This is a genomic window from Pseudomonas sp. GW821-FHT05H12 (assembly GCF_059419385.1).
In genome coordinates, this window is record NZ_JBWKRS010000045.1 from 1 (window position 1) to 20,115 (window position 20,115).

21 protein-coding genes are annotated in these 20,115 nt (G+C 59.2%); 10 read left to right on the forward strand and 11 right to left on the reverse strand.

What is annotated here, in order from left to right:
- Positions 1-100 precede the first annotated feature (100 nt).
- Complete coding sequence (locus AC07SU_RS27515) at positions 101-517, reverse strand: PaaI family thioesterase (RefSeq protein ID WP_176997551.1); 417 nt, start codon at positions 515-517, stop codon at positions 101-103.
- Between the two features lie 157 nt (positions 518-674).
- Between AC07SU_RS27515 and AC07SU_RS27520 the strand changes: the two genes are divergently transcribed.
- Positions 675-1,460, forward strand: a complete 786-nt coding sequence (locus AC07SU_RS27520) for a DUF4349 domain-containing protein (protein ID WP_494998851.1) — start codon at positions 675-677, stop codon at positions 1,458-1,460.
- Here AC07SU_RS27520 and AC07SU_RS27525 read toward each other — a convergent pair whose 3' ends face one another.
- Positions 1,461-2,546 carry a DUF1615 domain-containing protein gene (locus AC07SU_RS27525; protein ID WP_494998852.1) on the reverse strand — a complete coding sequence of 362 codons (1,086 nt, stop codon included), beginning with the start codon at positions 2,544-2,546 and terminating at the stop codon, positions 1,461-1,463.
- Positions 2,547-2,872: 326 nt separating this feature from the next.
- Between AC07SU_RS27525 and AC07SU_RS27530 the strand changes: the two genes are divergently transcribed.
- The 3 genes from AC07SU_RS27530 (at position 2,873) to AC07SU_RS27540 (ending at position 8,464) form a co-directional block, all read left to right on the forward strand.
- Positions 2,873-7,666 (forward strand): RHS repeat-associated core domain-containing protein, encoded by a 4,794-nt coding sequence (locus AC07SU_RS27530; protein ID WP_494998875.1) that lies wholly within the window; start codon positions 2,873-2,875, stop codon positions 7,664-7,666.
- Positions 7,666-8,043, forward strand: coding sequence for a hypothetical protein (locus AC07SU_RS27535; protein ID WP_494998853.1), 378 nt, complete (start codon positions 7,666-7,668; stop codon positions 8,041-8,043). The genes AC07SU_RS27530 and AC07SU_RS27535 overlap by 1 nt, the downstream gene beginning before the upstream one ends.
- 64 nt (positions 8,044-8,107) lie before the next feature.
- A complete protein-coding gene (locus tag AC07SU_RS27540) occupies positions 8,108-8,464 on the forward strand; it encodes a hypothetical protein (RefSeq protein ID WP_494998854.1) in 357 nt (118 codons plus the stop codon).
- A 111-nt stretch (positions 8,465-8,575) separates the two neighbouring features.
- On the opposite strand, the gene hemB is transcribed toward AC07SU_RS27540, so the two are convergent.
- The 3 genes from hemB to AC07SU_RS27555 form a co-directional block, all read right to left on the reverse strand.
- On the reverse strand, positions 8,576-9,550 hold the full coding sequence (gene hemB / locus AC07SU_RS27545; RefSeq protein ID WP_178925609.1) for a porphobilinogen synthase: 975 nt from the start codon (positions 9,548-9,550) through the stop codon (positions 8,576-8,578).
- A gap of 127 nt (positions 9,551-9,677) precedes the next feature.
- Positions 9,678-10,520, reverse strand: a complete 843-nt coding sequence (locus AC07SU_RS27550; RefSeq protein ID WP_494998855.1) for a PhzF family phenazine biosynthesis protein — start codon at positions 10,518-10,520, stop codon at positions 9,678-9,680.
- A 3-nt stretch (positions 10,521-10,523) separates the two neighbouring features.
- Positions 10,524-11,222 carry a glutathione S-transferase N-terminal domain-containing protein gene (locus AC07SU_RS27555; RefSeq protein ID WP_494998856.1) on the reverse strand — a complete coding sequence of 233 codons (699 nt, stop codon included), beginning with the start codon at positions 11,220-11,222 and terminating at the stop codon, positions 10,524-10,526.
- 228 nt (positions 11,223-11,450) lie between these two features.
- Between AC07SU_RS27555 and AC07SU_RS27560 the strand changes: the two genes are divergently transcribed.
- The gene (locus tag AC07SU_RS27560) at positions 11,451-12,152 is read left to right on the forward strand and encodes a histidine phosphatase family protein (protein ID WP_494998857.1); all 702 of its coding nucleotides are present in this window, start codon (positions 11,451-11,453) and stop codon (positions 12,150-12,152) included.
- Positions 12,153-12,204: 52 nt separating this feature from the next.
- On the opposite strand, the gene AC07SU_RS27565 is transcribed toward AC07SU_RS27560, so the two are convergent.
- On the reverse strand, positions 12,205-12,957 hold the full coding sequence (locus tag AC07SU_RS27565; protein WP_176997542.1) for a TerC family protein: 753 nt from the start codon (positions 12,955-12,957) through the stop codon (positions 12,205-12,207).
- 31 nt (positions 12,958-12,988) lie between these two features.
- Positions 12,989-13,234 carry a hypothetical protein gene (locus tag AC07SU_RS27570; RefSeq protein WP_178925604.1) on the reverse strand — a complete coding sequence of 82 codons (246 nt, stop codon included), beginning with the start codon at positions 13,232-13,234 and terminating at the stop codon, positions 12,989-12,991.
- Between the two features lie 134 nt (positions 13,235-13,368).
- Here AC07SU_RS27570 and nhaR point away from each other — a divergent pair, with 134 nt between their 5' ends.
- The gene (gene nhaR, locus AC07SU_RS27575; protein WP_494998858.1) at positions 13,369-14,271 is read left to right on the forward strand and encodes a transcriptional activator NhaR; all 903 of its coding nucleotides are present in this window, start codon (positions 13,369-13,371) and stop codon (positions 14,269-14,271) included.
- 4 nt (positions 14,272-14,275) lie between these two features.
- Here the strand turns inward: nhaR and AC07SU_RS27580 are convergent, their stop codons facing one another.
- Positions 14,276-15,433 carry an MFS transporter gene (locus tag AC07SU_RS27580; protein ID WP_176997539.1) on the reverse strand — a complete coding sequence of 386 codons (1,158 nt, stop codon included), beginning with the start codon at positions 15,431-15,433 and terminating at the stop codon, positions 14,276-14,278.
- Positions 15,434-15,591: 158 nt separating this feature from the next.
- Positions 15,592-16,101 (reverse strand): DUF1993 domain-containing protein, encoded by a 510-nt coding sequence (locus AC07SU_RS27585; RefSeq protein ID WP_494998859.1) that lies wholly within the window; start codon positions 16,099-16,101, stop codon positions 15,592-15,594.
- A 116-nt stretch (positions 16,102-16,217) separates the two neighbouring features.
- Between AC07SU_RS27585 and AC07SU_RS27590 the strand changes: the two genes are divergently transcribed.
- The gene (locus tag AC07SU_RS27590) at positions 16,218-16,868 is read left to right on the forward strand and encodes a YceH family protein (protein ID WP_494998860.1); all 651 of its coding nucleotides are present in this window, start codon (positions 16,218-16,220) and stop codon (positions 16,866-16,868) included.
- Positions 16,869-16,987: 119 nt separating this feature from the next.
- Here AC07SU_RS27590 and AC07SU_RS27595 read toward each other — a convergent pair whose 3' ends face one another.
- A complete protein-coding gene (locus tag AC07SU_RS27595) occupies positions 16,988-17,806 on the reverse strand; it encodes a shikimate 5-dehydrogenase (RefSeq protein WP_494998861.1) in 819 nt (272 codons plus the stop codon).
- Between the two features lie 156 nt (positions 17,807-17,962).
- On the opposite strand from AC07SU_RS27595, the gene AC07SU_RS27600 reads away from it, so the two are divergent.
- The 3 genes from AC07SU_RS27600 (at position 17,963) to AC07SU_RS27610 (ending at position 19,020) form a co-directional block, all read left to right on the forward strand.
- Positions 17,963-18,316 (forward strand): hypothetical protein, encoded by a 354-nt coding sequence (locus AC07SU_RS27600; protein ID WP_078741781.1) that lies wholly within the window; start codon positions 17,963-17,965, stop codon positions 18,314-18,316.
- Positions 18,317-18,551: 235 nt separating this feature from the next.
- Positions 18,552-18,746: a hypothetical protein gene (locus AC07SU_RS27605; RefSeq protein WP_071483469.1), complete on the forward strand. Its 195-nt coding sequence runs from the start codon at positions 18,552-18,554 to the stop codon at positions 18,744-18,746.
- A gap of 91 nt (positions 18,747-18,837) precedes the next feature.
- Positions 18,838-19,020: a hypothetical protein gene (locus tag AC07SU_RS27610; RefSeq protein ID WP_494998862.1), complete on the forward strand. Its 183-nt coding sequence runs from the start codon at positions 18,838-18,840 to the stop codon at positions 19,018-19,020.
- Between the two features lie 3 nt (positions 19,021-19,023).
- Here the strand turns inward: AC07SU_RS27610 and AC07SU_RS27615 are convergent, their stop codons facing one another.
- A complete protein-coding gene (locus tag AC07SU_RS27615) occupies positions 19,024-20,091 on the reverse strand; it encodes an AI-2E family transporter (protein WP_176997534.1) in 1,068 nt (355 codons plus the stop codon).
- Between the last annotated feature and the right edge of the window lie 24 nt (positions 20,092-20,115).

Below are 20,115 nucleotides of genomic sequence, written 5' to 3' on the forward strand. Positions count from 1 at the left end.
CCGGTCGCCGGTCGTCAGGGAGAGACTGGCGGCATGAACCTTAAATGGTGTCCAAGAATACTTGACCAGTTCAAGCCGGCTCCTACAAGGATCGTTGTTGTCAATCGGTACGGGGCACGGCAAACACCGCGTTCGCCCGCGCCACTACCTTCTCCCCGACCTGCAGGCTCACCGTGGCAAACGCCATCTGCCGCCCTCGCTTGTGATGCTCCAACCGCACCACAATCCACTCCCCCACTTGCACGGCCCCGAGGTAGTCCAGGGTCATGCTCGCCGTGATCAACGGCAGCGGCGGCTCACTGGAAAACGCCATCGCATAGCCCATGCCGACGTCCGCCAGGGTCGCCAGCACCCCACCGTGTACCGTGCCGCGTCCATTGGCATGGCGGTTATCGGCACGCAAGCCTATCTCCAAATGTAAACCCTCACCCCGGCAGTAGGCCGGGCCCAATAAATCGAGCAGTGGACTGCTGCGTGGCAACGAGACAAAACCTTCTGGCACAGTGTGAGCGATCATGGTGAGTTCTTCCTTGGAGTCAGGCTTGAGGTGTACGCCTGGCCACCTCCGTCGGCCATCACCATCAGCCGCGCAAATCCCCGTTGATGCTTTGCGTTAATGCGCCAGACCCGGTTTAATCGCCGTCAAATTTCCCAGCACCTCCCAAGGAACCGCAATGCGCCATCTGGACGGCAAACCAACCCCTTATCTCCTGTGCTTGCTGGCGGTGCTGACCCTTGCGGGCTGCTCCCCCAAAGACCACTCCCGCGCCCGGGTGATCAACGGCGAGCAAAGCCGGGCCGGTGCGCAATTGGCTTATGAACATGAGCTGACCCTCGCCCTGCCCGGCGCCCTGCTCGCGCCGCGCATGCAGGAAACTCGGGAGGCCTGTGAGACCGCGCGTTTCGGTGCCTGCAACATCCTGGGCATCACCGAGGACGGCAACGGTGGCGAGATCATCCTGCGCATCGCCCCTGCCGGGGTGGAGCCCATGGTTGCCATGGCTGCCGAGGGCGGAAAGCTCGGGCAGCGCACCACCACTGCCGAAGACCTGGCCGATGCCGTCGCTGATGTGCGTCGTCGCCAGGACCGCCTGCAGGCCCAACAGCAACGCCTGGATGAGCTGGCCAAGCGCAAGGACATCACCGTCAGCGACCTGATTGCCCTGAGCAAAGAACAAGCGGCCATCGAGAACGAACTGCAGGAACTGGCCCAGGTCGCCGCCGGCCAGCAACGCCGCCTCGACACCAACCGCGTGACCCTGAACTTCCGCTCCTCCGACGGTGCGAACCAACAATCACGCTTCAGCCGGATGTTCAGCAACCTCGGCGACAACCTGGTCAACGGCACGGCAGACGCTCTGGAACGTGCGAGTTATGTGCTGCCGTTTGTGATCCTGGCGTTCCCGGTGGTGTGGCTCTGGGTGTGGTTGTGGCGCCGGTTTGTCAAACGCCGCACGTGATCAGCGTTTCATACAACGCTGGTACCGTTCATCCACCCGCTTGGCAAACCACGCCGTGGTCAGGTTACGGGTGATCTTGGGGCTCTTGAGCACGATGCCCGGCAGGATCGCCCGTGGCATCGGCTTGCCGGCAGCCTTGTCGGCCAGTGCAAACACACGCTTGTAGAGGGTGGTGTCTTCGAAATCCAAGCTCTCACCCTCCTCAAGCTGGCTGCGGATGCTGGGGTTGCGCATATCCAGCTTTGCCCCCAGAGAGCGCACCGCCAGCTCGGTGGTGCCCGGTAGCAATGAACCGTAGCGAATCAGATCACCATCCAACGCCAACTCGGTACCCGTCACTCGGCTGACCGCAGCCTGGAACGCGGCATTGCGGCTGGCGTACCAGCCGGCGTTGAAATCGGCAAAACGGTACAGCGGCTGGTCGTAGTTGACCGGGTAGCCCAGCAAGTGCGCGATACCGAAATACATCCCACCACGGCGGGTGAAGACTTCGCGTCGGAGGGTGCCATCCACCGTGTAGGGATAACCCCGGGCCTGCTTCTGCGCAAAGTCGATGCTGACCTGCATGGGGCCTGCGGTGTGCACCGGGTTGAAGCCGCCAAACAGGGTGTTGCCCAACGGCACCATGCTGATGAAGTCATCGAAAATGCCGCTCAGGTCCTTCTCGGTGCGCGCGGCGCTCAGGCGGTCGGCGTAGGTTTTCCCGGTGGGCGAGCGCAGTTGCAGCGCGCTGCGGACGACAAACGCCGGTACGTGGACTTTCCCCGCACGCCGCAGGATTTCATCCTGGGCGATCTTGCCCATGTTCGGCACGGGCGGGTCGACCTGATAAGTGGACTCCTGCTCGGTCACCGCCAGCACGGCACAGATATTCTCGGTACTCGGGTAGATTTTCTGGGTATCGAAGGCGGTGTAGATGTCCTGGGCCCAGCCGTTGCGGTCGGCCACCGTCGCCGGCAGCAGGCGCACGATTTGCGCCTTCACCTCGGTTTCGCTGCGCTCGGGCTGCTGCGGGTTGCGGGTTGTGGAGCAACCGGCCAGCACCAGCAAAGCGGCAAGGCACAGGATCAGGCGGCTTGGGAACATAGGGCTTCCTTGAAAGGCGACAGGCCGGGTATTGCAGATATCGACCGGTAAGTCTAACCGGCGTTCGCCGGGTTGCTGGGCTTTCGAGTCTTTTCCAAAAATGACAGGTTCCTCCCCCGCTCAAGTAGCACGCAAACGGCTGAAGTGTCCCACGTGATGACGGGACAAGCTCTACAGATATCGCCCAAAAACCACTGCAAAGTCTTCCGCCTGAATACACAGTGCGAGGGATTGCAGATGGCGTTATTTATTAAGCCCCCATTTCATGGGGCATGCTCTTGATCGCCCTTACCAGCCAAACCATTGGCTTTCTGGTACTGGCGGCCATGGATTCAAAGACGCGCGACGTCGAATCCGTTATCAGCGACTTCAAGCGCTGCCTGAATGCCTACGACGCCTGGGCCGAGAGTTTTTTCAGCTTTTCCGCCCTGGATATCGAGCAGGTCTTCAAAGTCGGTGATGAAGTGGCGCTCGTTGCGCCGATCAACCGCTCCATCCTGCCCAGCAGCACCACCGTAACGTGCCAGGCGAAAGGCACGCTGACCCTGGTGCACATGTTCCAGAGCTCTCGGTTCGTGCCCATTGGCAATACGCCGGTGGTGTTGCAGCGCATCGACCCAAACGGCGGCCCGCTGGGCGACCCCATCCATAAAACCATCGGGCCCAGCGGCATACTCGAAGTCACAGAGTGCGACCGTAACCAGCAATACCGGGTCAACTTCTACCCTAATGTCTCCGCCACACATTTCAAGGCGCTGTATGCCTCTTACCAGACGGTCATCGCCCCCCTGGAAGGTTGGCTGCGCAAGGAATGGCGCGACACCTTCGAGCCGCTTTGGAAGGACTACTCCGAAGCCAACTTTCTCAATCGCTACCTCTCGCTTTATCAAGCCTATGTCCGCGGATTCAACGAGGCGCTGTACTCGCTCTGGGACAACCTGAAACAAGTGCTCCAATGGCTGTCAGCTCCGCTGGTCCATGCCGAACAACTGCTGCATTACCTGTCCCAGGTTGAGTTTGAAAACCTGTTGAAGCTCGACACCGATGCCATCGCAAAGGGCTTGCTGGTACTCAGCGATGAGCCGCTGCTGTTTATCTACCTGGCCGCAATGGTCAGTTGGATGCGGATGTTGCCACCTCCGTACATGAACGAATTGCTGGGTGAAATCAGCTTTGAAGTGCTGATCAACCTGGTGCTTATGCTTGCGACGGCCGGAATGGGCACCGCGATCCGCTTGGGTTCGAAGGTGCTGGCGGGCGTCAAGTCGAAAGCTGCCCGCACTTGGCTGAACCACATGGCCAAGCAATTCGGAAAAGCTCGGGTAGATGACCATCTTGAGATGGGCAAACCGATATGGCTGGGTGGGACTGGAACGCCGATCAAGATGATCCCCGATGTGCCGTTGAAGGCCGGGGGCAATCTGGTTTCAAACCCCGTCCCGGTGGTGCGCGAAAAGGCACAACGCACGGTGTTGGTCAGGCAGGAACAGGTCGATGACGTGCCGGCGTCGGGGAAAAACCAGAACGGCGATGCGGCGACCTGCTCGGCGACTACGTGTACTAACGGTTGTCCGGTGTCGATGGTTACGGGCGAGGAATTGCTCACCCTCACCGATGGCACGCTCGATGGGATATTGCCGTTTGAGTGGACGCGGCTGTATCGCACCAGTGCGGTGGAAGTGGATTGCGGGTTGGGGTTTGGTTGGAGCCATGCGCTGGCGCATCGCCTGGTGGTTACGGGTGATTCGGTGGTGTGGACGGATCATGAGAACCGTTCGACAGAGTTTCCGCTGCCCTCCTCCGCCCGCCCTGCGATCACCAACAGCTTGGCCGAGGCGGCGATTTATCTGGGGACGTTGCCGGATGAGTGGGTGCTGGCGCAAGGCTCGCGGTTTTTCCATTTTGTTAATGGTGCGCTGACAGCCATCAGCGATGCCTATGACAACCGGCTGCGTATTTCCCGGGATTTCAGGGGGCGCATTGAGCGGGTGGATAACGGCGTCGGGCAGTCGTTGTTCTTGCGTTATTCGTCGAGCCGCATCGTTGGTGTGGACTACCAGATTCATCGGGCTGAGGGACCGGGTGAGTTTGTCTGGGTTACCGAGTACACCGTTGTTTCCTACGCCTATGACGACCTTGGCCGACTTGTGTGTGCGACTAACGCTGTCGGTGAAAGCGAGGTTTATCGCTACGACGATCAGCACGTCATTCTTGAACGCCAGTTGGCCGGTGGGGCGAGTTTCTTCTGGGAGTGGGAAAGGTCTGGCAAGGCGGCGCGCTGTGTTCGGCACTGGGCCAGCTTTTCGCAGATGGACACGCGCTATGCCTGGGATGACAACGGCCAGGTCACGGTGTTTAACGCCGATGGCAGCCAGGAAGTCTATGTGCATGACGAGCGTGCGCGGCTGGTGCAGCGCATTGATCCGGACGGCGCCGAGCATTTCAAATCCTACGACGACAAAGGCCGGCTGACGGTTGAGCAGGATCCTCTCGGGACGATCACCGCCTATCAGTACGACGAAGCCGGACGTTTGGTGGCGCTGTTTCCGGGGGACGATGAGCCGACGTCCTACGAGCATGACAACGGGTTCGTACGAGCAGTAAGGCGTGGTCAGGCGGTCTGGAAATATGAGCGTAATGACAGGGGCAATATCACCCGCAGGATTGATCCTGAGGGCCACAGCACCGACTACAGCTACGACAAATATGGGCAACTGACGGGGGTTTGGTTTCCGGATAACAGTTGTCAGCGGTTGGTGTGGAATGAGCGGGGGCAGTTGCTTGAGGAGCACCTGCCGGAGGGTGGGATTAAGCGGTATCGCTATGACGACCTTGGCCGGCAGGTGGCGCGGGAGGATGAGCATGGCGCGCTGACCCAGTACCAGTGGGACAGCGTGGGGCGACTGGTTCGGGTGGTGTTGCCGGGGGGTGCAGCGCGGGAATACAGCTACAACCCTTATGGAAAAATCACGTCTGAGCGGGATGAGTTAGGCCGCGTTACCCGCTACGAGTATGCGGATGGGCTGCACCTGATCAGCCGTCGTATTAATTCCGACGGCACCCAGGTCAAGTATCGCTACGACAACACGCGGTTGTTACTGACTGAGATCGAAAATGAAGTCGGTGAGACCTATGGATTGCAGTATCACCCCAATGGCCTGATCCAGCAGGAGATAGGGTTTGACGGTCAGCGCACGGCTTACGTCTACGACCTCAATGGCAATCTGCAGGAAAAGACTGAACACGGCGACGACGGCAGTCAGCTGGTTACCCGCTACGAGCGCGACCACGCCGGCCGCCTTGTACGAAAAACCCTCCCCGACGGCAAAACCGTCGACTACACCTACGACCGCCAGGGCAACCTCCTAGGTGTCGAGGACGGTCACTGGGCTTTAGCCTACGAGTACGACAGCCAAAACCGCCTCACCGCCGAACACCAAGGGTGGGGCACCTTGCGTTATGGCTACGACGCCTGTGGCCAACTCCAGCACCTGCGCCTGCCCGACAACAACCGCCTGGTCTTCAATCATGCCAAAGGCGGCCACCTCGCCACCGTCGAACTCAATGGTGAAGTCCTCACCTCCCACCTGTTCAAAGCCGGCCAGGAACACCAACGCCAACAAGGCCAGCTCCTCAGCCACTACCACTACGACGACCAACAGCGCCTGCACGCCCACACTATCACCCAGCAGGAGCACCAGCTCTACGGACGCCACTACACCTACGACAAGTCCAGCAACCTCACCCGCCTGCTCGACACCCGCAAGGGCCAGCACGACTACACCTACGACCCACTGAACCGCCTCACCCGCGCCGACCACTCCCAGGACCTGCAAGAGCGCTTCGCCCACGACCCGGCCGGCAACCTGCTCATGCAAAACCGCCCCGGCCCGGACATCGTCGCGGGTAATCGGCTGATGATTCAGGGGGACCGGCATTACGACTATGACGCTTTCGGCAATCTGATCCGTGAGCGGCGTGGCAAAGGTCACCTACTCGTCACCGAGTACCGTTACGACTGCCAGCATCGGCTGATCGGTATCACCCAACCCAACGGGCAGACGGCCAGTTACCGTTACGATCCGTTTGGGCGGCGGATCAGCAAAACCGTCGACGGGGTTACGACCGAATTCTTTTGGCAAGGCGACAAGCTGATTGCCGAGCACCACAAGGATCGGCAACGCAGCTACCTCTACGAACCCGGTAGCTTCAGGCCGCTGGCCTTACTGGAAGGCTTTGGCCCCAAACAAACCAAGCCCTTCCACTACCAACTGGATCACCTGGGCACCCCACAAGAACTCACCGCCTCCAACGGCGAAATCGTCTGGTCCGCCCACTACCGCGCCTACGGTGAAATCAGCCGACTGGACATCGGAAAAATCGACAACCCGCTGCGTTTCCAGGGCCAGTACTTCGATCAGGAAAGCGGGCTGCACTACAACCGCCATCGCTACTACAATCCGGATATTGGTCGCTACCTGACACCGGACCCGGTGAAGTTGGCGGGTGGGATCAATGCGTACCGGTATGTGCCGAATCCTACAGGGTGGGTGGATCCGCTAGGTTTAAGCACATGCCCTGGAGAAGATGGCTGCAAGCCAAGCACCACAAATCAACCTCCCAAGGAAAGTGTTAATCACGGAGAACCTGCGCTACCGCAACTGACGCGTGCGCAGCGACAGGCAAGAATTGATGAGTTTGCGGAAGCAAATGCTCACCGGCGGTTAGCAGAACTTGAGGTGTCAATCCCCCGAGCACATTTCTTAGAAAAGCACGGAACCCAAACGTCGTTAGCGTCGCAGCTTGAGCGAGTAAAGACAGCTAAAAATCCCACGACCGGAGAAATAGAGAGATATGTAAGTGGCCCACACATAGGAGAGCCTCGGCCACCTAGTGCAGCTACACATTTTCTAAGCCACAGGGATCAACTCAATGCTATTTACCGCGCACAGCTAATCTTTAAACAGATAAACTTGACGGCTTCCCAAAAACCGATGGACATGGGAAAAGTAATAGCCGAGGGATACAAGAGAGAAAACTATGAATATGGAAAAACAACAAAAGCTAGAGTCTTTTTAACAGAAGACGGACAGCCTATAACCGCCTACGGAGATCTTTAATGAAATTTAAACCAAGCTTATCCATCATCCAAGGCCTCCTATTTACTTACAGCACAGAAAACTTGCACGATCCGATAAAAGAAGCGCTCATCACTTCAATAAACGTTAACAACGAACAAGAACTTAAAGGGCTTTTTGAAAAAATAACCAAGCCTGCGTTCATGAGATACAAATACGATGAAAGGCATTGGCACATCGAAACACTCGAACACTTTCTGGCAACAGAGGAGAATTTCGAATCGGTATTCTATCTATTCGACACGCACTTCAACGATGAAATTTTAGAAAAAAGAAAATTCATGAGAATTTTGCTTGAATCGCTCTTAACATATGATAAAGAAGCAACAACCATCGAATCCATACGAAAGCAAACATAAGTATCCTTTCATGCTTTCGGGCAAGGAGACAGTGAGCTTTTTCAGATAACAGGGAGCCAAGAACATGAAGATCGCCCCAAGTATGTCAATAATCCGTGGTCTACTCTTCACATATGACAAAGAAAATACAGACAACTTAGAAAGGGAGCGATTAATCTCCTCAAAAAACGTAAACGACGAAAAAGAACTTACTGAGCTTTTCGATGAGCTGACGAAGCCGGAATTTCTATTATACACAGAGCCCGATCAAGAATGGTTCATCGGCTCAATCGAACACTTCCTGTCAGCTGACAATACCTTCGATGCAGTTTTCAAAACGATGACGACGTATTTCAGCGAGCTTGTAATTGACCAGAAAAAGTTCATACAAACTCTTCTGAGTCGACTAAGAATTTACAAGTGCTTATCAGCAAAAAACTGACCGTCGCGAGCGAGTTTGCTCCCGACGGCGATGCATCAGCCAACATCCCCAGTGACTGATATACCACTATCGGGGGCAAGCCCCCTCCCACATCTGGTATTGCCGTGAGTGTTAGATCCCAGCCAACGCCAAATCCATCGCAAAATACGTAAAAATCAAATCCGCCCCCGCGCGCTTGATCGATCCCAACGTCTCGCGCACCACCCGCGCTTCGTCAATCGCGCCCGCCTGGGCGCCGAACTTGATCATCGCGTACTCGCCGCTCACTTGGTACGCCGCCACCGGCAGGTGTGAGGCTTCGCGGATGTCGCGGATGATGTCGAGGTAGGCACCGGCCGGCTTGACCATCAGTGCGTCCGCGCCTTCCTGTTCGTCCAGCAGCGATTCGCGCACGGCTTCGCGGCGGTTCATCGGGTTCATCTGGTAGCTTTTGCGATCGCCCTTGAGGGCGCTGCCGCCAGCTTCGCGGAACGGGCCGTAGAGGGCCGAGGCGAATTTGGTGGAGTAGGCCATGATCGGGATGTGGGTGAAGCCGGCGTCATCCAGTGCGCGGCGGATCGCCTGGACCTGGCCGTCCATGGCGGCGGACGGTGCGATGACATCGGCACCGGCGCGAGCGGCCGCCACGGCTTGTTTGCCGAGGTTGACCAGGGTTGCATCGTTGTCGACGTGGGCGCCGTGCATCACGCCACAATGGCCGTGGTCGGTGTATTCGCAGAAGCAGGTGTCGGACATCACGACCATTTCCGGTACGGCGTCCTTGATGATCGAGGACATGCGTGAGACCAGGCCGCGTTCTTTCCAGGTGTCGCTGCCGCTGGCGTCCAGGTGGTGGGACACGCCGAAGGTCATGACCGACTTGATGCCGGCACGGGCATAACGCTCGATTTCGGCGGCGAGTTTTTTCTCAGGGATGCGCTGCACGCCCGGCATGCTGGTGATCGGTACGAAGTCGTCGATTTCTTCTTCGACGAAGATCGGCAGCACCAGGTCGTTCAGGGTGAACTCGGTTTCCTGGAACAAGCCACGCAGCTCCGGGGAGCGGCGCAGGCGGCGTGGGCGGGCTTGGGGGAACTGGCTGGTCATGGCTTTCCTGGCTTCCAAAACGGTAGAGGCACATATATTTGGGGCGAAAGCTTATGCCCCTAGGCCCCCACGGCACAAACGCGCGGGGACCAACAGTGTATTGCGAGGCCTGTAACAATGTATTGATCTAGAGCTGCAGGCGCCCGTCGATGCACACCGCAACCGCACCGCCCACCCATATTTCAGGGCCGTGGCGCTCGATGCGAATGCGCCCCGCCCGCCCCATTGCCGTGCCCTGGCTGACGACATAGCGCTCAGGCGCCAGGCCCTCCCCCAGCAGCCATTGGGCAACGCCCGCGTTCAGGCTGCCGGTGGCCGGGTCTTCCTGGGCGCCGTCACCGGCAATAAAGGCGCGCACTTCGAATTGCGCATCCACGGCATCGCGCACAGGGTCGCAGGCGGCGATCACGCCCACTGCCAGGCCCAGCAGTTGCGAGTAGTCTGGCTGTAAACCCAGCACCTGCTCGCGATCAGCCAGCATCAGCGCCAGCCAACCCGCGCCATTGTCGACCCACTGGCTGCGCAGGATCACTTCGGGCGCCAAACCCAACCCCAGGCGTACGCGCTCCAGCAACGGCGCCTCCACCGCGCCGGAACGTATCAGCGGCGGCGCGATAAAGGCCAGTTCATCCCCTTGGCGGCGGATACGCACCAGGCCGATTTCGCATTCCTGGATGATCTCTTCACCTTTGGGGATGCCCCCCGCCTGCAGCCACGCGTGGCAACTGCCCAGTGTGGGGTGGCCGGCGAACGGCAGCTCCTTGAGGGTGGTGAAAATTCGCACCCGGTAGTCGGCCTTCGGGTCACGCGGGGTCAGCAAAAACGTGGTTTCGCTGAGGTTGGTCCACTTGGCGAAATCGGCCATCTGTTGGTCAGTGAGGCTGTCGGCCCCCAGCACCACCGCCAGCGGGTTGCCCTTGAGCGCGATGCGGCTAAAGACATCCAGCTGCTTGAAATCGAAGGTCGGCATGCGTCAACTCGGAATGTTCAGGCCACGGATCACGGCCGGGCGTGCGACAAAACCGTCCAGCGCACGCAGCACGTTGGGGAAATCAGCGATGCCCACCAAGTCGCCAGACTCATAGAAGCCGATCAGGTTGCGGATCCACGGGAAGGTGGCAATGTCGGCGATGCTGTAGTCATCACCCATGATCCAGGTGCGGCCCAGCAGGCGTTTTTCCAGCACATCCAGCAGGCGTCGGGATTCGGCGACGTAGCGGTCGCGGGGGCGCTTGTCTTCGTAGGCCTTGCCGGCGAATTTGTTGAAAAAACCCAATTGGCCAAACATCGGGCCGATACCGCCCATCTGGAGCATCAGCCACTGGAGGGTTTCGTAGCGGGTGGCCGGGTCTTCGGACAGCAGTTGGCTGGTTTTTTCCGCCAGGTAAATCAGGATCGCGCCGGACTCGAACAGCGCCAACGGCTGCCCGCTCGGGCCATTGGGGTCGATGATCGCCGGGATCTTGTTGTTGGGGTTCAGGGACAGGAACTCGGGTGACAGTTGGTCCTGGGTCTCGAAACTGACTTTGTGCGCTTCATAGGGCAGGCCCAGTTCCTCGAGCATGATCGACACCTTGACGCCGTTGGGCGTGGGCAACGAATACAGCTGCAAACGTTCTGGGTGCTGGGCCGGCCATTTGCTGTTGATCGGGAAAGCGGCGAGTGCGTTCATCGGGAAATCCCTGGGCAGAAAGCCCCCATGATAGTCACCTGAGCGCCACTGTGCATGGGTCATCAATGCGCAACATACCCACGCTAATCTGCGGCGCAGGCGAACCAAAGCGTCAATGCGGACTCATACGTGCGCCCACACGGTGAAAGGAGACACCTCGTACAACGACAAGGAAAACCACAGCGGGCCCATCCGCCTTAATCCGAAGCACGAAGACTCGAACCTACAATGACAATCAAGCCTCTGTGCCTTGCGCAACGCCTCAAACGCTATACCTACCTCTTGCCGTCGCTGCTGTTGCTGGGCGGCGCCATCGGGCTGACGCTCGAATCCCCGTTGAGCAAGGCCGAACAGGTGGACGGCGTGCAAACCCTGGTTTTCCTGCGCCACGGTGAAAAACCCAGCGGCGGCCTCGGCCAGCTCAACTGCCAGGGCCTGAACCGCGCGATGAACCTGGCCACCGTATTGCCGGAAAAATTCGGCAAGGCCAATTTCGTGTTTGCCGCCAACCCGACGCGCAATGTCGAGGAAGGCGAGAAGGACAATTCATACAGCTATATTCGCCCCCTGATGACCATCAGCCCCAGCGCCATCAAGCTGGGCCTGCCGGTGAACATCAAGTTCTCGGCAAATGACACCAGTGCCCTGGCCGACGAACTGGTGGAAGACAAGTATCACAACGCGATCATTTACACCGCCTGGTCACACGGCTACCTGCCGGAGCTGATCAACAAGGTGGCCAGTGAAGCCTCGGGCGAAAAGCACACGATTACCCAGGATTGGTCGGGCAGCGACTACGATACGCTGTACGTACTGACATTGACCTGGCACAACGGCAAGGCTTCGCTGCTGAGCCGCAACTACAAGCAAGGCCTGGACAACGGCGACCAGAATTGCCCTGAACCCACCCAGGTCAGCGCCGAATTGTAATGGGCCGCACACTGAAAACGCCGCATTCTGACCAGCAGAATGCGGCGTTTTTTTATTGGCGGGCGGCGAGCAAGCGCTTGTGGCGGTTGCGTCGTGCGATGTTCAGGCACTCGATCACGGCGGAGAACGCCATGGCGGCATACACGTAGCCTTTTGGCACATGGGCGCCGAAGCCTTCGGCGATCAGCGTCATACCGATCATGATCAAAAAGCCCAGGGCCAGCATGACCACGGTCGGGTTGTCGTTGATGAACTTGGCCAACGGCTCGGCCGCCACCAGCATCACGATCACCGACGTCACCACGGCAATGATCATGATCGGCAAGTGTTCGGTCATGCCAACAGCCGTGATGATGCTGTCGATGGAGAACACCAGGTCGAGCAACAGGATCTGCCCGATGGCCGCAGCAAAGCCGATCGCCACGACGTTGCCAGCACTGGTTTCTTTCTCTTCCGGCTCCGGGTCCATGCTGTGATGGATTTCGGTGGTCGCCTTCCACACCAGGAACAGGCCACCGGCGATCAGGATCATGTCTTTCCACGAAAACGCCTGGCCGAAGATCTCGAACACCGGCGCCGTCAGTTGCACGATGAACGCGATGGTACTCAACAGGCCCAGGCGCAAGACCAACGCCATGCTGATACCGATGCGCCGGGCCTTGGCCCGATGCTTTTCCGGCAATTTGTTGGTGAGGATCGAGATAAAGATCAGGTTATCGATGCCCAGTACGATTTCCATGACGATCAAGGTCGCCAGTGCAACCCAGGCGGTGGGGCTGGCGGCCAGTTGTAAAAGGTAGTCCATAGGTCAGTCCTGACGTGGTAGTGCTGGGGAATTAGGTTTCTTTGGTGTCGGAAGCGTCTTCGGCTTCTTTTTCCGGCTTCTCAGGCTTGATCAGCCCCTGGGTTGCTTCACTCAACGCCTGCTCGGCAGCCTTGTGGGTATCGTCGATCGCTTGCTTGGCCGATTCGGTCGCCTTGCCCAGCACTTGCTGGGCGCTCTTCTCAACCTGATCACAACCACTGACCACTACCAATGAAAGCGCAAGCAACGACGCGGCGCCCAGGGAATTGAGTTTCATGAAGTATTCCTCGTTAGAACCATTGGGTCCAAGTAGTGGCCCCTCGATAGCGAGGCATTCTATGCAGGCGAACACTTCAGGAAAATTCGTATTTTTCTCGCGTATACTTCGGTTTTCACGAAGTGATTGCCATCGTGCTCAATTACCGACAACTGCATTACTTCTGGGTCGTGGCCAAGACCGGCAGCATCGTGCGCGCCTGTGAGCAACTGAACCTCACGCCCCAGACCATCAGCGGGCAGATCAGCCTGCTCGAGCAAACCTTTGGCGTTGCATTGTTCCAACGTGTCGGCCGCCAGCTTGAACTGACCGAGGCCGGGCGCCAGGCCCTGCCCTACGCAGAGCAAATGTTCCAGACCGGCAACGAGCTGGAGGCGATGTTGCGCGCCCAGCCCAATGAACAGCAGATCCTGTTTCGCGTCGGCGTGGCGGATGTGGTGCCCAAATCCATCGTCTACCGGCTGATCGCCCCGACCATGGAGCTCAGTGAACCGATCCGCATCACCTGTCGTGAGGACAAACTCGAACGCTTGTTGGCCGACCTGGCGATCCAGCGCCTGGACCTGGTGATTTCCGACAGCCCCATGCCCTCTCACTTGGACATCAAGGGTTACAGCCAGAAACTGGGGGAATGCGGCATCAGCTTTTTCGCCACCCGGGCGTTGGCTGACCGGTACGGCGGCGATTTCCCACACTGTCTGCAGGGTGCGCCGCTGTTGATTCCTGGCGCAGAGACGGTAGTGCGCAGCCGTTTGCAGCGCTGGTTTGCAGAGCAGCAGATCCAGCCGAAGATCATCGGTGAATTCGACGACAGCGCGTTGATGCAGGCTTTCGGCCAATCCGGCAGCGGGATATTCATCGCCCCCAGCGTGATTGCCGATGAGGTAGTGCGCCAATACGGCGTGGCGCTGATTGGCCAGACCGACGCGGTGACCGAGTCGTTCTACGCGATCTCGGTGGAGCGCAAGGTCAAGCACCCCGGCATCGTGGCGATTACCGAAGGTGCTCGACGGGAGCTGTTTACCGCCCTGCCCTGACTACTCAGGCGCCCGCGGTGTCTGGTTGCCTGGCGGTCATCAGCCACAGGGCCAGCAGGATCGATACGAAGATAAACCCGGACGCCGCAAACCCCAGGCTACCCAGGCCCAGGTTGTCGATCACATGCCCGCCAACCATGGCACCCAAGCCAATCCCCAGGTTGCCCCCGGCAATGTTCAACGACGCGGCAAACGCCGGCGCGTGGGGCGCGGCCTTCATCAAGCGCACGTGGCTGACCAGAAACATCGCGGCCTGAGTCACGCCCCACACTGCCATCGCAGCGGCAAGACCAAGGGTGGAGTGAATCGCGGGCACCAGCGCCACCATGCCGGCAATCATGAACGCGCAGAACACCATCGATGCAATCAACGGGTGACGATCCACCGCACGGCCGCCCAACGCATTGCCGATCAGCCCAACGGCGCCGAAGCCCATCAGGCACCAGCCCACCAGCGTGCCGTCGAACCCGGCCAGGCGCTCGAGGATGTCCGCCAGGTAGGTATAGGCGGTGAACATGCCGCAGAACACCAGGATCGACAGCAGGATATGCCCCTGCATCAGCGGGCTGCGCAGGATCTTGAACTGCGCGCGCAAGGTCACTTGGTCGTTCTTCGGCTTCGTCACCGGCAGGTAGATGAACAACAGCAAGGCCTTGGCCAAGGCCACCACGGCAAGGATGGCAAATGCGGTGCGCCAGCCGAACATGTCGGAAATCAGCGTGCCCACGGGAATCCCGAACACCGTGGCGCAGACAATGCCAAAACCGATCTTCTCGATGGCTCGCCCGGCGTATTCGGGGCCGACGATGTCCACCGCCGTTTCACTGGCCAAGGCCCAGAACACTGGCAACCCCAGGGCCGGGATCAACCGCGCCAATGCCATTACCCAGATATTCGGCGCCAGCGCCGCCACGGTATTGGCTATGCCAAACAGGACCAGGATGACGATAAACAGTCGCTTGCGCTGGAATCGCGCGAAATACGCCGTGAGAAACGGGCCGAATGCCGCGACGGTAAACGCGAATAACGTCACCAGCAGCCCCGCCTGGGGCACGCTGACGTTCAGGTCCCGCGCAATAGAGGGCAGCAGGCCGACAATCACAAACTCTGTGGTCAGCACGGTAAAACCGGCAGCCGACAACAGCAGGATAGGGAACAACATGAAAACTCCAGAAACGACAACATCAACGACAACCCGAGGGTTCGCTGAAAGATAGAGTGATAAAGGGATGTCGAATCTTAACAGAGTGTGTCGAATGCAGCCCATGAAAAAGCCCGGTGGTGCCTGCTGGCACACACCGGGCTTCGACGCATCAAGGCTTAGAACGCGCCCATGTAGTCGCGTTTGCCCACTTCCACACCGTTGTGACGCAGCAGGGCGTACGCGGTGGTGACGTGGAAGAAGAACTGCGGCAGGCCGTAGGTCAGCAGGTAGGACTGGCCGCTGAAGCGCTTCTCTTTAGGAGTGCCTGGGCGGGTGATGATTTCGATGCCTTCCTTGCCGTCGATTTGCTCAGGCTGGATAGTGTCGACAAACGCCAGCACCTTGGCGATCAGCGCCTGCAGGTCGGCGAAGGTCACTTCGCTGTCATCGTATTTAGGCACTTCGATCTCGGCCAGGCGCGCCGAAACGCCCTTGGCGAAGTCGACGGCGATCTGTACCTGGCGCACCAGCTGGAACATGTCCGGGAACAGACGCGCTTGCAGCAGGGCATTGGGCTCGATGTTCTTGGCAGTGGCGTGGGCTTCAGCTTTGGTCAACACACCGCTCAGGGCGGTGAGCATTTGCTTGAAGACCGGAATGGAAGCGGCGTACAGGGAAATAGTCATGGCAGTCTCATGGGTGATGGCACGGTTTGAACAGGCGACGATTATAGACCGGCCCGTCGCTTGTCTTTTATTTTTTCCGGCTTACGCTAGGCACTTCACTGCATAGGGAAAGCGCGATGACCGCCGAGCACGACACCGACACCCCTGAGCCGCGCCTGAACAGCACGGAAATCCGCATCCTGGGCTGCCTGATCGAGAAACAGGCGACCAACCCGGAAACCTACCCCCTGACCCTCAACGCCCTGGTGCTGGCCTGCAACCAGAAAACCAGCCGCGAGCCCGTGACCAACCTCAGCCAGGGCCAGGTCGGCCAGAGCCTGCGGGCGCTGGAAGGCCTGGGTTTTACCCGCTTGGTAATGGGCAGCCGTGCCGATCGCTGGGAGCATCGCGTGGACAAGGCGCTGGAACTGGTGCCGGCCCAGGTGATCCTGATCGGGCTGCTGTTCCTGCGCGGGCCGCAAACCGTCAACGAACTGCTGACCCGCAGCGGGCGCATGCATGACTTTGAAGATGCCGAGCAGGTGGTGCACCAGCTTGAGCGCTTGATTGCACGCGGGCTGGCGCTGCTGGTGCCGCGTCAGGCCGGGCAGCGGGAAGATCGCTACACCCATGCGCTGGGGGATCCGGCGGATATCGAGGCGATACTGTCTGCACGGGGGAATCCGGTGGAGCGTGGGACGGGGGGTGTTTCGGTCGAGCGCATCGAAGAGCTGGAAGCGCGGATTGCAGCGCTGGAAGAGCGCCTGGCCCAGCTGGAACAGGCCTGACGCTATCCAAAATGTAGGAGCTGGCTTGCCTGCGATAGCGGTGTTTCAGTCATAGATATCTAACCTGTTATATCGCTATCGCTGGCAAGCCAGCTCCCACAGGGGCTCTCCAGTGCCCGTTAACCTCGGGCAAAATCCACTGCCGCCTGGAACTGCTCCTGCGTCGGCCGCACCCCGGTATAGAGCACGAACTGCTCCAACGCCTGGATCGCAATCACCTCCAACCCGGTGATCACCCGCTTACCCTGGGCACGACCGCGCACGATCAACGGCGTTTCGGCGGGGATCGCCACCACATCAAACACAGTCTCTGCACGCTCAATCGCATCAGCCTCAAACGCCAGCGCGTCCGCCTCAGGCCCGCCGGTCATGCCGATCGGCGTGACGTTGATCAGCATCTGCGGGCGCAACTCGCCCAGCTCGGCCTGCCACTCATACCCCAGGTTCTGCGCCAGCGCGCGGCCCGCCACTTCGTTGCGCGCCACGATAACGCCATTGGCATACCCACCGTCCCGCAAGGCACTGGCCACGGCTTTGGCCATGCCACCGCTGCCGCGCAGGGCGAACGTCGATGCCTTGGGCACTGCGTGCTTCTTCAGCAGTTGCTCGATGGCGATGTAGTCAGTGTTGTAGGCCTTGAGGTGGCCGTCGGTGTTGACGATGGTGTTCAGGGAGTCGATGGCCTGGACCGACTCATCCAGTTCGTCCACCAGGGCAATGGCGGCTTCCTTGAACGGCATCGAAACCCCGCAACCGCGCACGCCCAGCGCCCGAATACCGCCGATCGCGCCGGGCAAATCCCGGCTGCTGAAAGCCTTATAGTAGAAGTTCAGACCCAGCTGTTCGTACAGGTGGTTATGGAAACGCAAGCCAAAATTCCCGGGACGCGCCGACAATGACATGCACAGTTGGGTGTCTTTGTTGGGGTGCATCTGCATGAATAACTCCTTTGAGTAAGCAAACCGGTACAGACCTTACACAACCTTTACCTATCGGCCGTGCTGTTTTTCAGAAATACGTTGTCTTAAAAGTATCCCCGCGACATTACTTGAGTCTATTGATTGCAGACCACAAGCGCAGGGGCTAACCGAGGAATGACCATGATTCGTAAAATCCCCAAGATCGCCTTGCTTATCGGCGCACTCGCTATGGCAGGCCAAGCCTCCGCCCACGGTGGTGGCTGGGGTGGCCCGGCCATATTGGGTGGTTTGATCGGCGCAGCCGTTGTCGGCTCCGTGGTGGCCAGCCAGTCCCAGCCCGTCTACGTGCAGCAACCCGTGTATGTGCAGCCGCAACCGGTCTATGCCGCGCCGCCACCGGTCTACTACGCACCGCCACCACCGGTGTATGTGCAACAACAGGTTTACTACCGCCCGGCGCCGGTCTACTACGGCCCACCGCGTGGTTATTACGGCCCTCCCCACGGCTACTATGGCCGCGGCTGGTAATACGTGAGTCGACACGACAGGAACAGGCCTCGCCCACACGCGGGGCCTTTTTTTTGCCTGCAAAGTCCGGATTCATCGTGCCAAGGTCGCTGTCAGAACAATGCCCGGGGCGTAATCGCACATGATTGATGGCAATGTCTACTTGCCCGGACACGGCTAGCACTGTCATGTTTGCGTCACGCAACAGTCTCACTATCGACCCTGTCCACCCAATAACAACTAAGGACGACCGACCATGCCCACGCAAAACCCGCACCGCACCGCTGGCCTGTGCACGTCCAGCAAGGTCTACAGCGCCCTGACCGAGCTCAAGCACCTCGAAGGCCACCGCAGCGCCAAATTCCTGGCCCTGCTGGCAGAAAACCTGGTGCGCAAGGGCCTGCTCAGTGAACAGGAAGTGGTGATCATGCTCGACCAGGTGGTGGATTGACGCTTGGCGTTGATGTCGACTATCGAGACAGGTGATTTTTCCCCGGGGCCGCAGCCCCGTAAGGTGACCTCCATAACGATTGGAGGTACGTATGCCCACTGCTCACATAATGTCCGTCATCGGCAGCGCCGTCCCCGCCCCTCTTCGGGAGCGTGGGCTACTGGCTTGCTGGTACGTGGTACGCGATGGCGAAACCATCAGCGGCCCACTCACGTCGCTGTCCGCCGCCGAAAAACAGCTGCAAACCGCCTCGAACTTCAGGCTTCACGCCTGAGCACTACGGCAACGGCAGCTTGACCCGCGGTTTGCTTTCCACAAACAACGCCCAGCTCGACATGAACAACGCCGCCACCAACGGCCCGATCACAAACCCGTTCAGGCCAAACACCGACAGGCCGCCCAGGGTCGAGATCAGGATCAGGTAGTCCGGCATCTTGGTGTCCTTGCCCACCAGGATCGGCCGCAGCACGTTGTCCACCAGGCCAATCACAAACACCCCGAACAACCCCAGCACCACCCCCTGCCAGATCGAACCGCTTAACAGGAAGTAAGCGGCCACCGGCCCCCACACAATCCCTGCACCGACTGCCGGCAGCAGCGACAGAAACGCCATCAACACCGCCCAGAGCAACGCACTGGGGATGTCCAAAAACCAGAAGATCAAACCACCTAACGCGCCCTGGGTCACGGCCACCAGTACGTTGCCCTTGACCGTGGCCCGCACCACCCGGTTGAACTTGAGCTGCAACCGGCGCTTCTGCGGCTCGGCCAGAGGCACCGCCGTGCGCACTTTGCGCACCAGTTCCGGGCCATCGCGCAGCAGGAAAAACAGCAAATACAGCATGATGAAAAAGCTCACCAGGAAATCAAACGTGCCCTGGCCAAAGCTGAACGCCTGGGACGCAAAGAACTGGCTGCCCTGCATCGCGCTCTTGACGATCTTCTCCCGCAAGCCTTCCAGGTTGCCCATGCCGAAGCGATCCAGCAGGTGCTGGAAGTACGGCGGCAAGATGTTCTTGAACTGCTCGATGTACCCCGCCACGTCCAATTTGCCGCTTTCGATGTTCTTGTAGAGTGTCGCGCCCTCCTGCACCAACAAAGCACTGGTGATGATCACCGGCAAAATGGCGATCACCAGGCACACCGTCAGGGTGGCCAGCGAGGTCAGGTTGCGGTTCCAGCCAAATTTCATGTGCAGCCGGCGTTGCATCGGCGCAAAGATGATGCCCAGAATCACCGCCCAGAACACTGCGCCGTAAAACGGCAGCAATATCCAGATAAAGGCGATGGTGACCAGGGCCAGCAGTAACAGCAGGGTCTTGAATTGCAGGTTGGTAGGGTTCATGTCCGGTCCATGTCAGAAAAACAG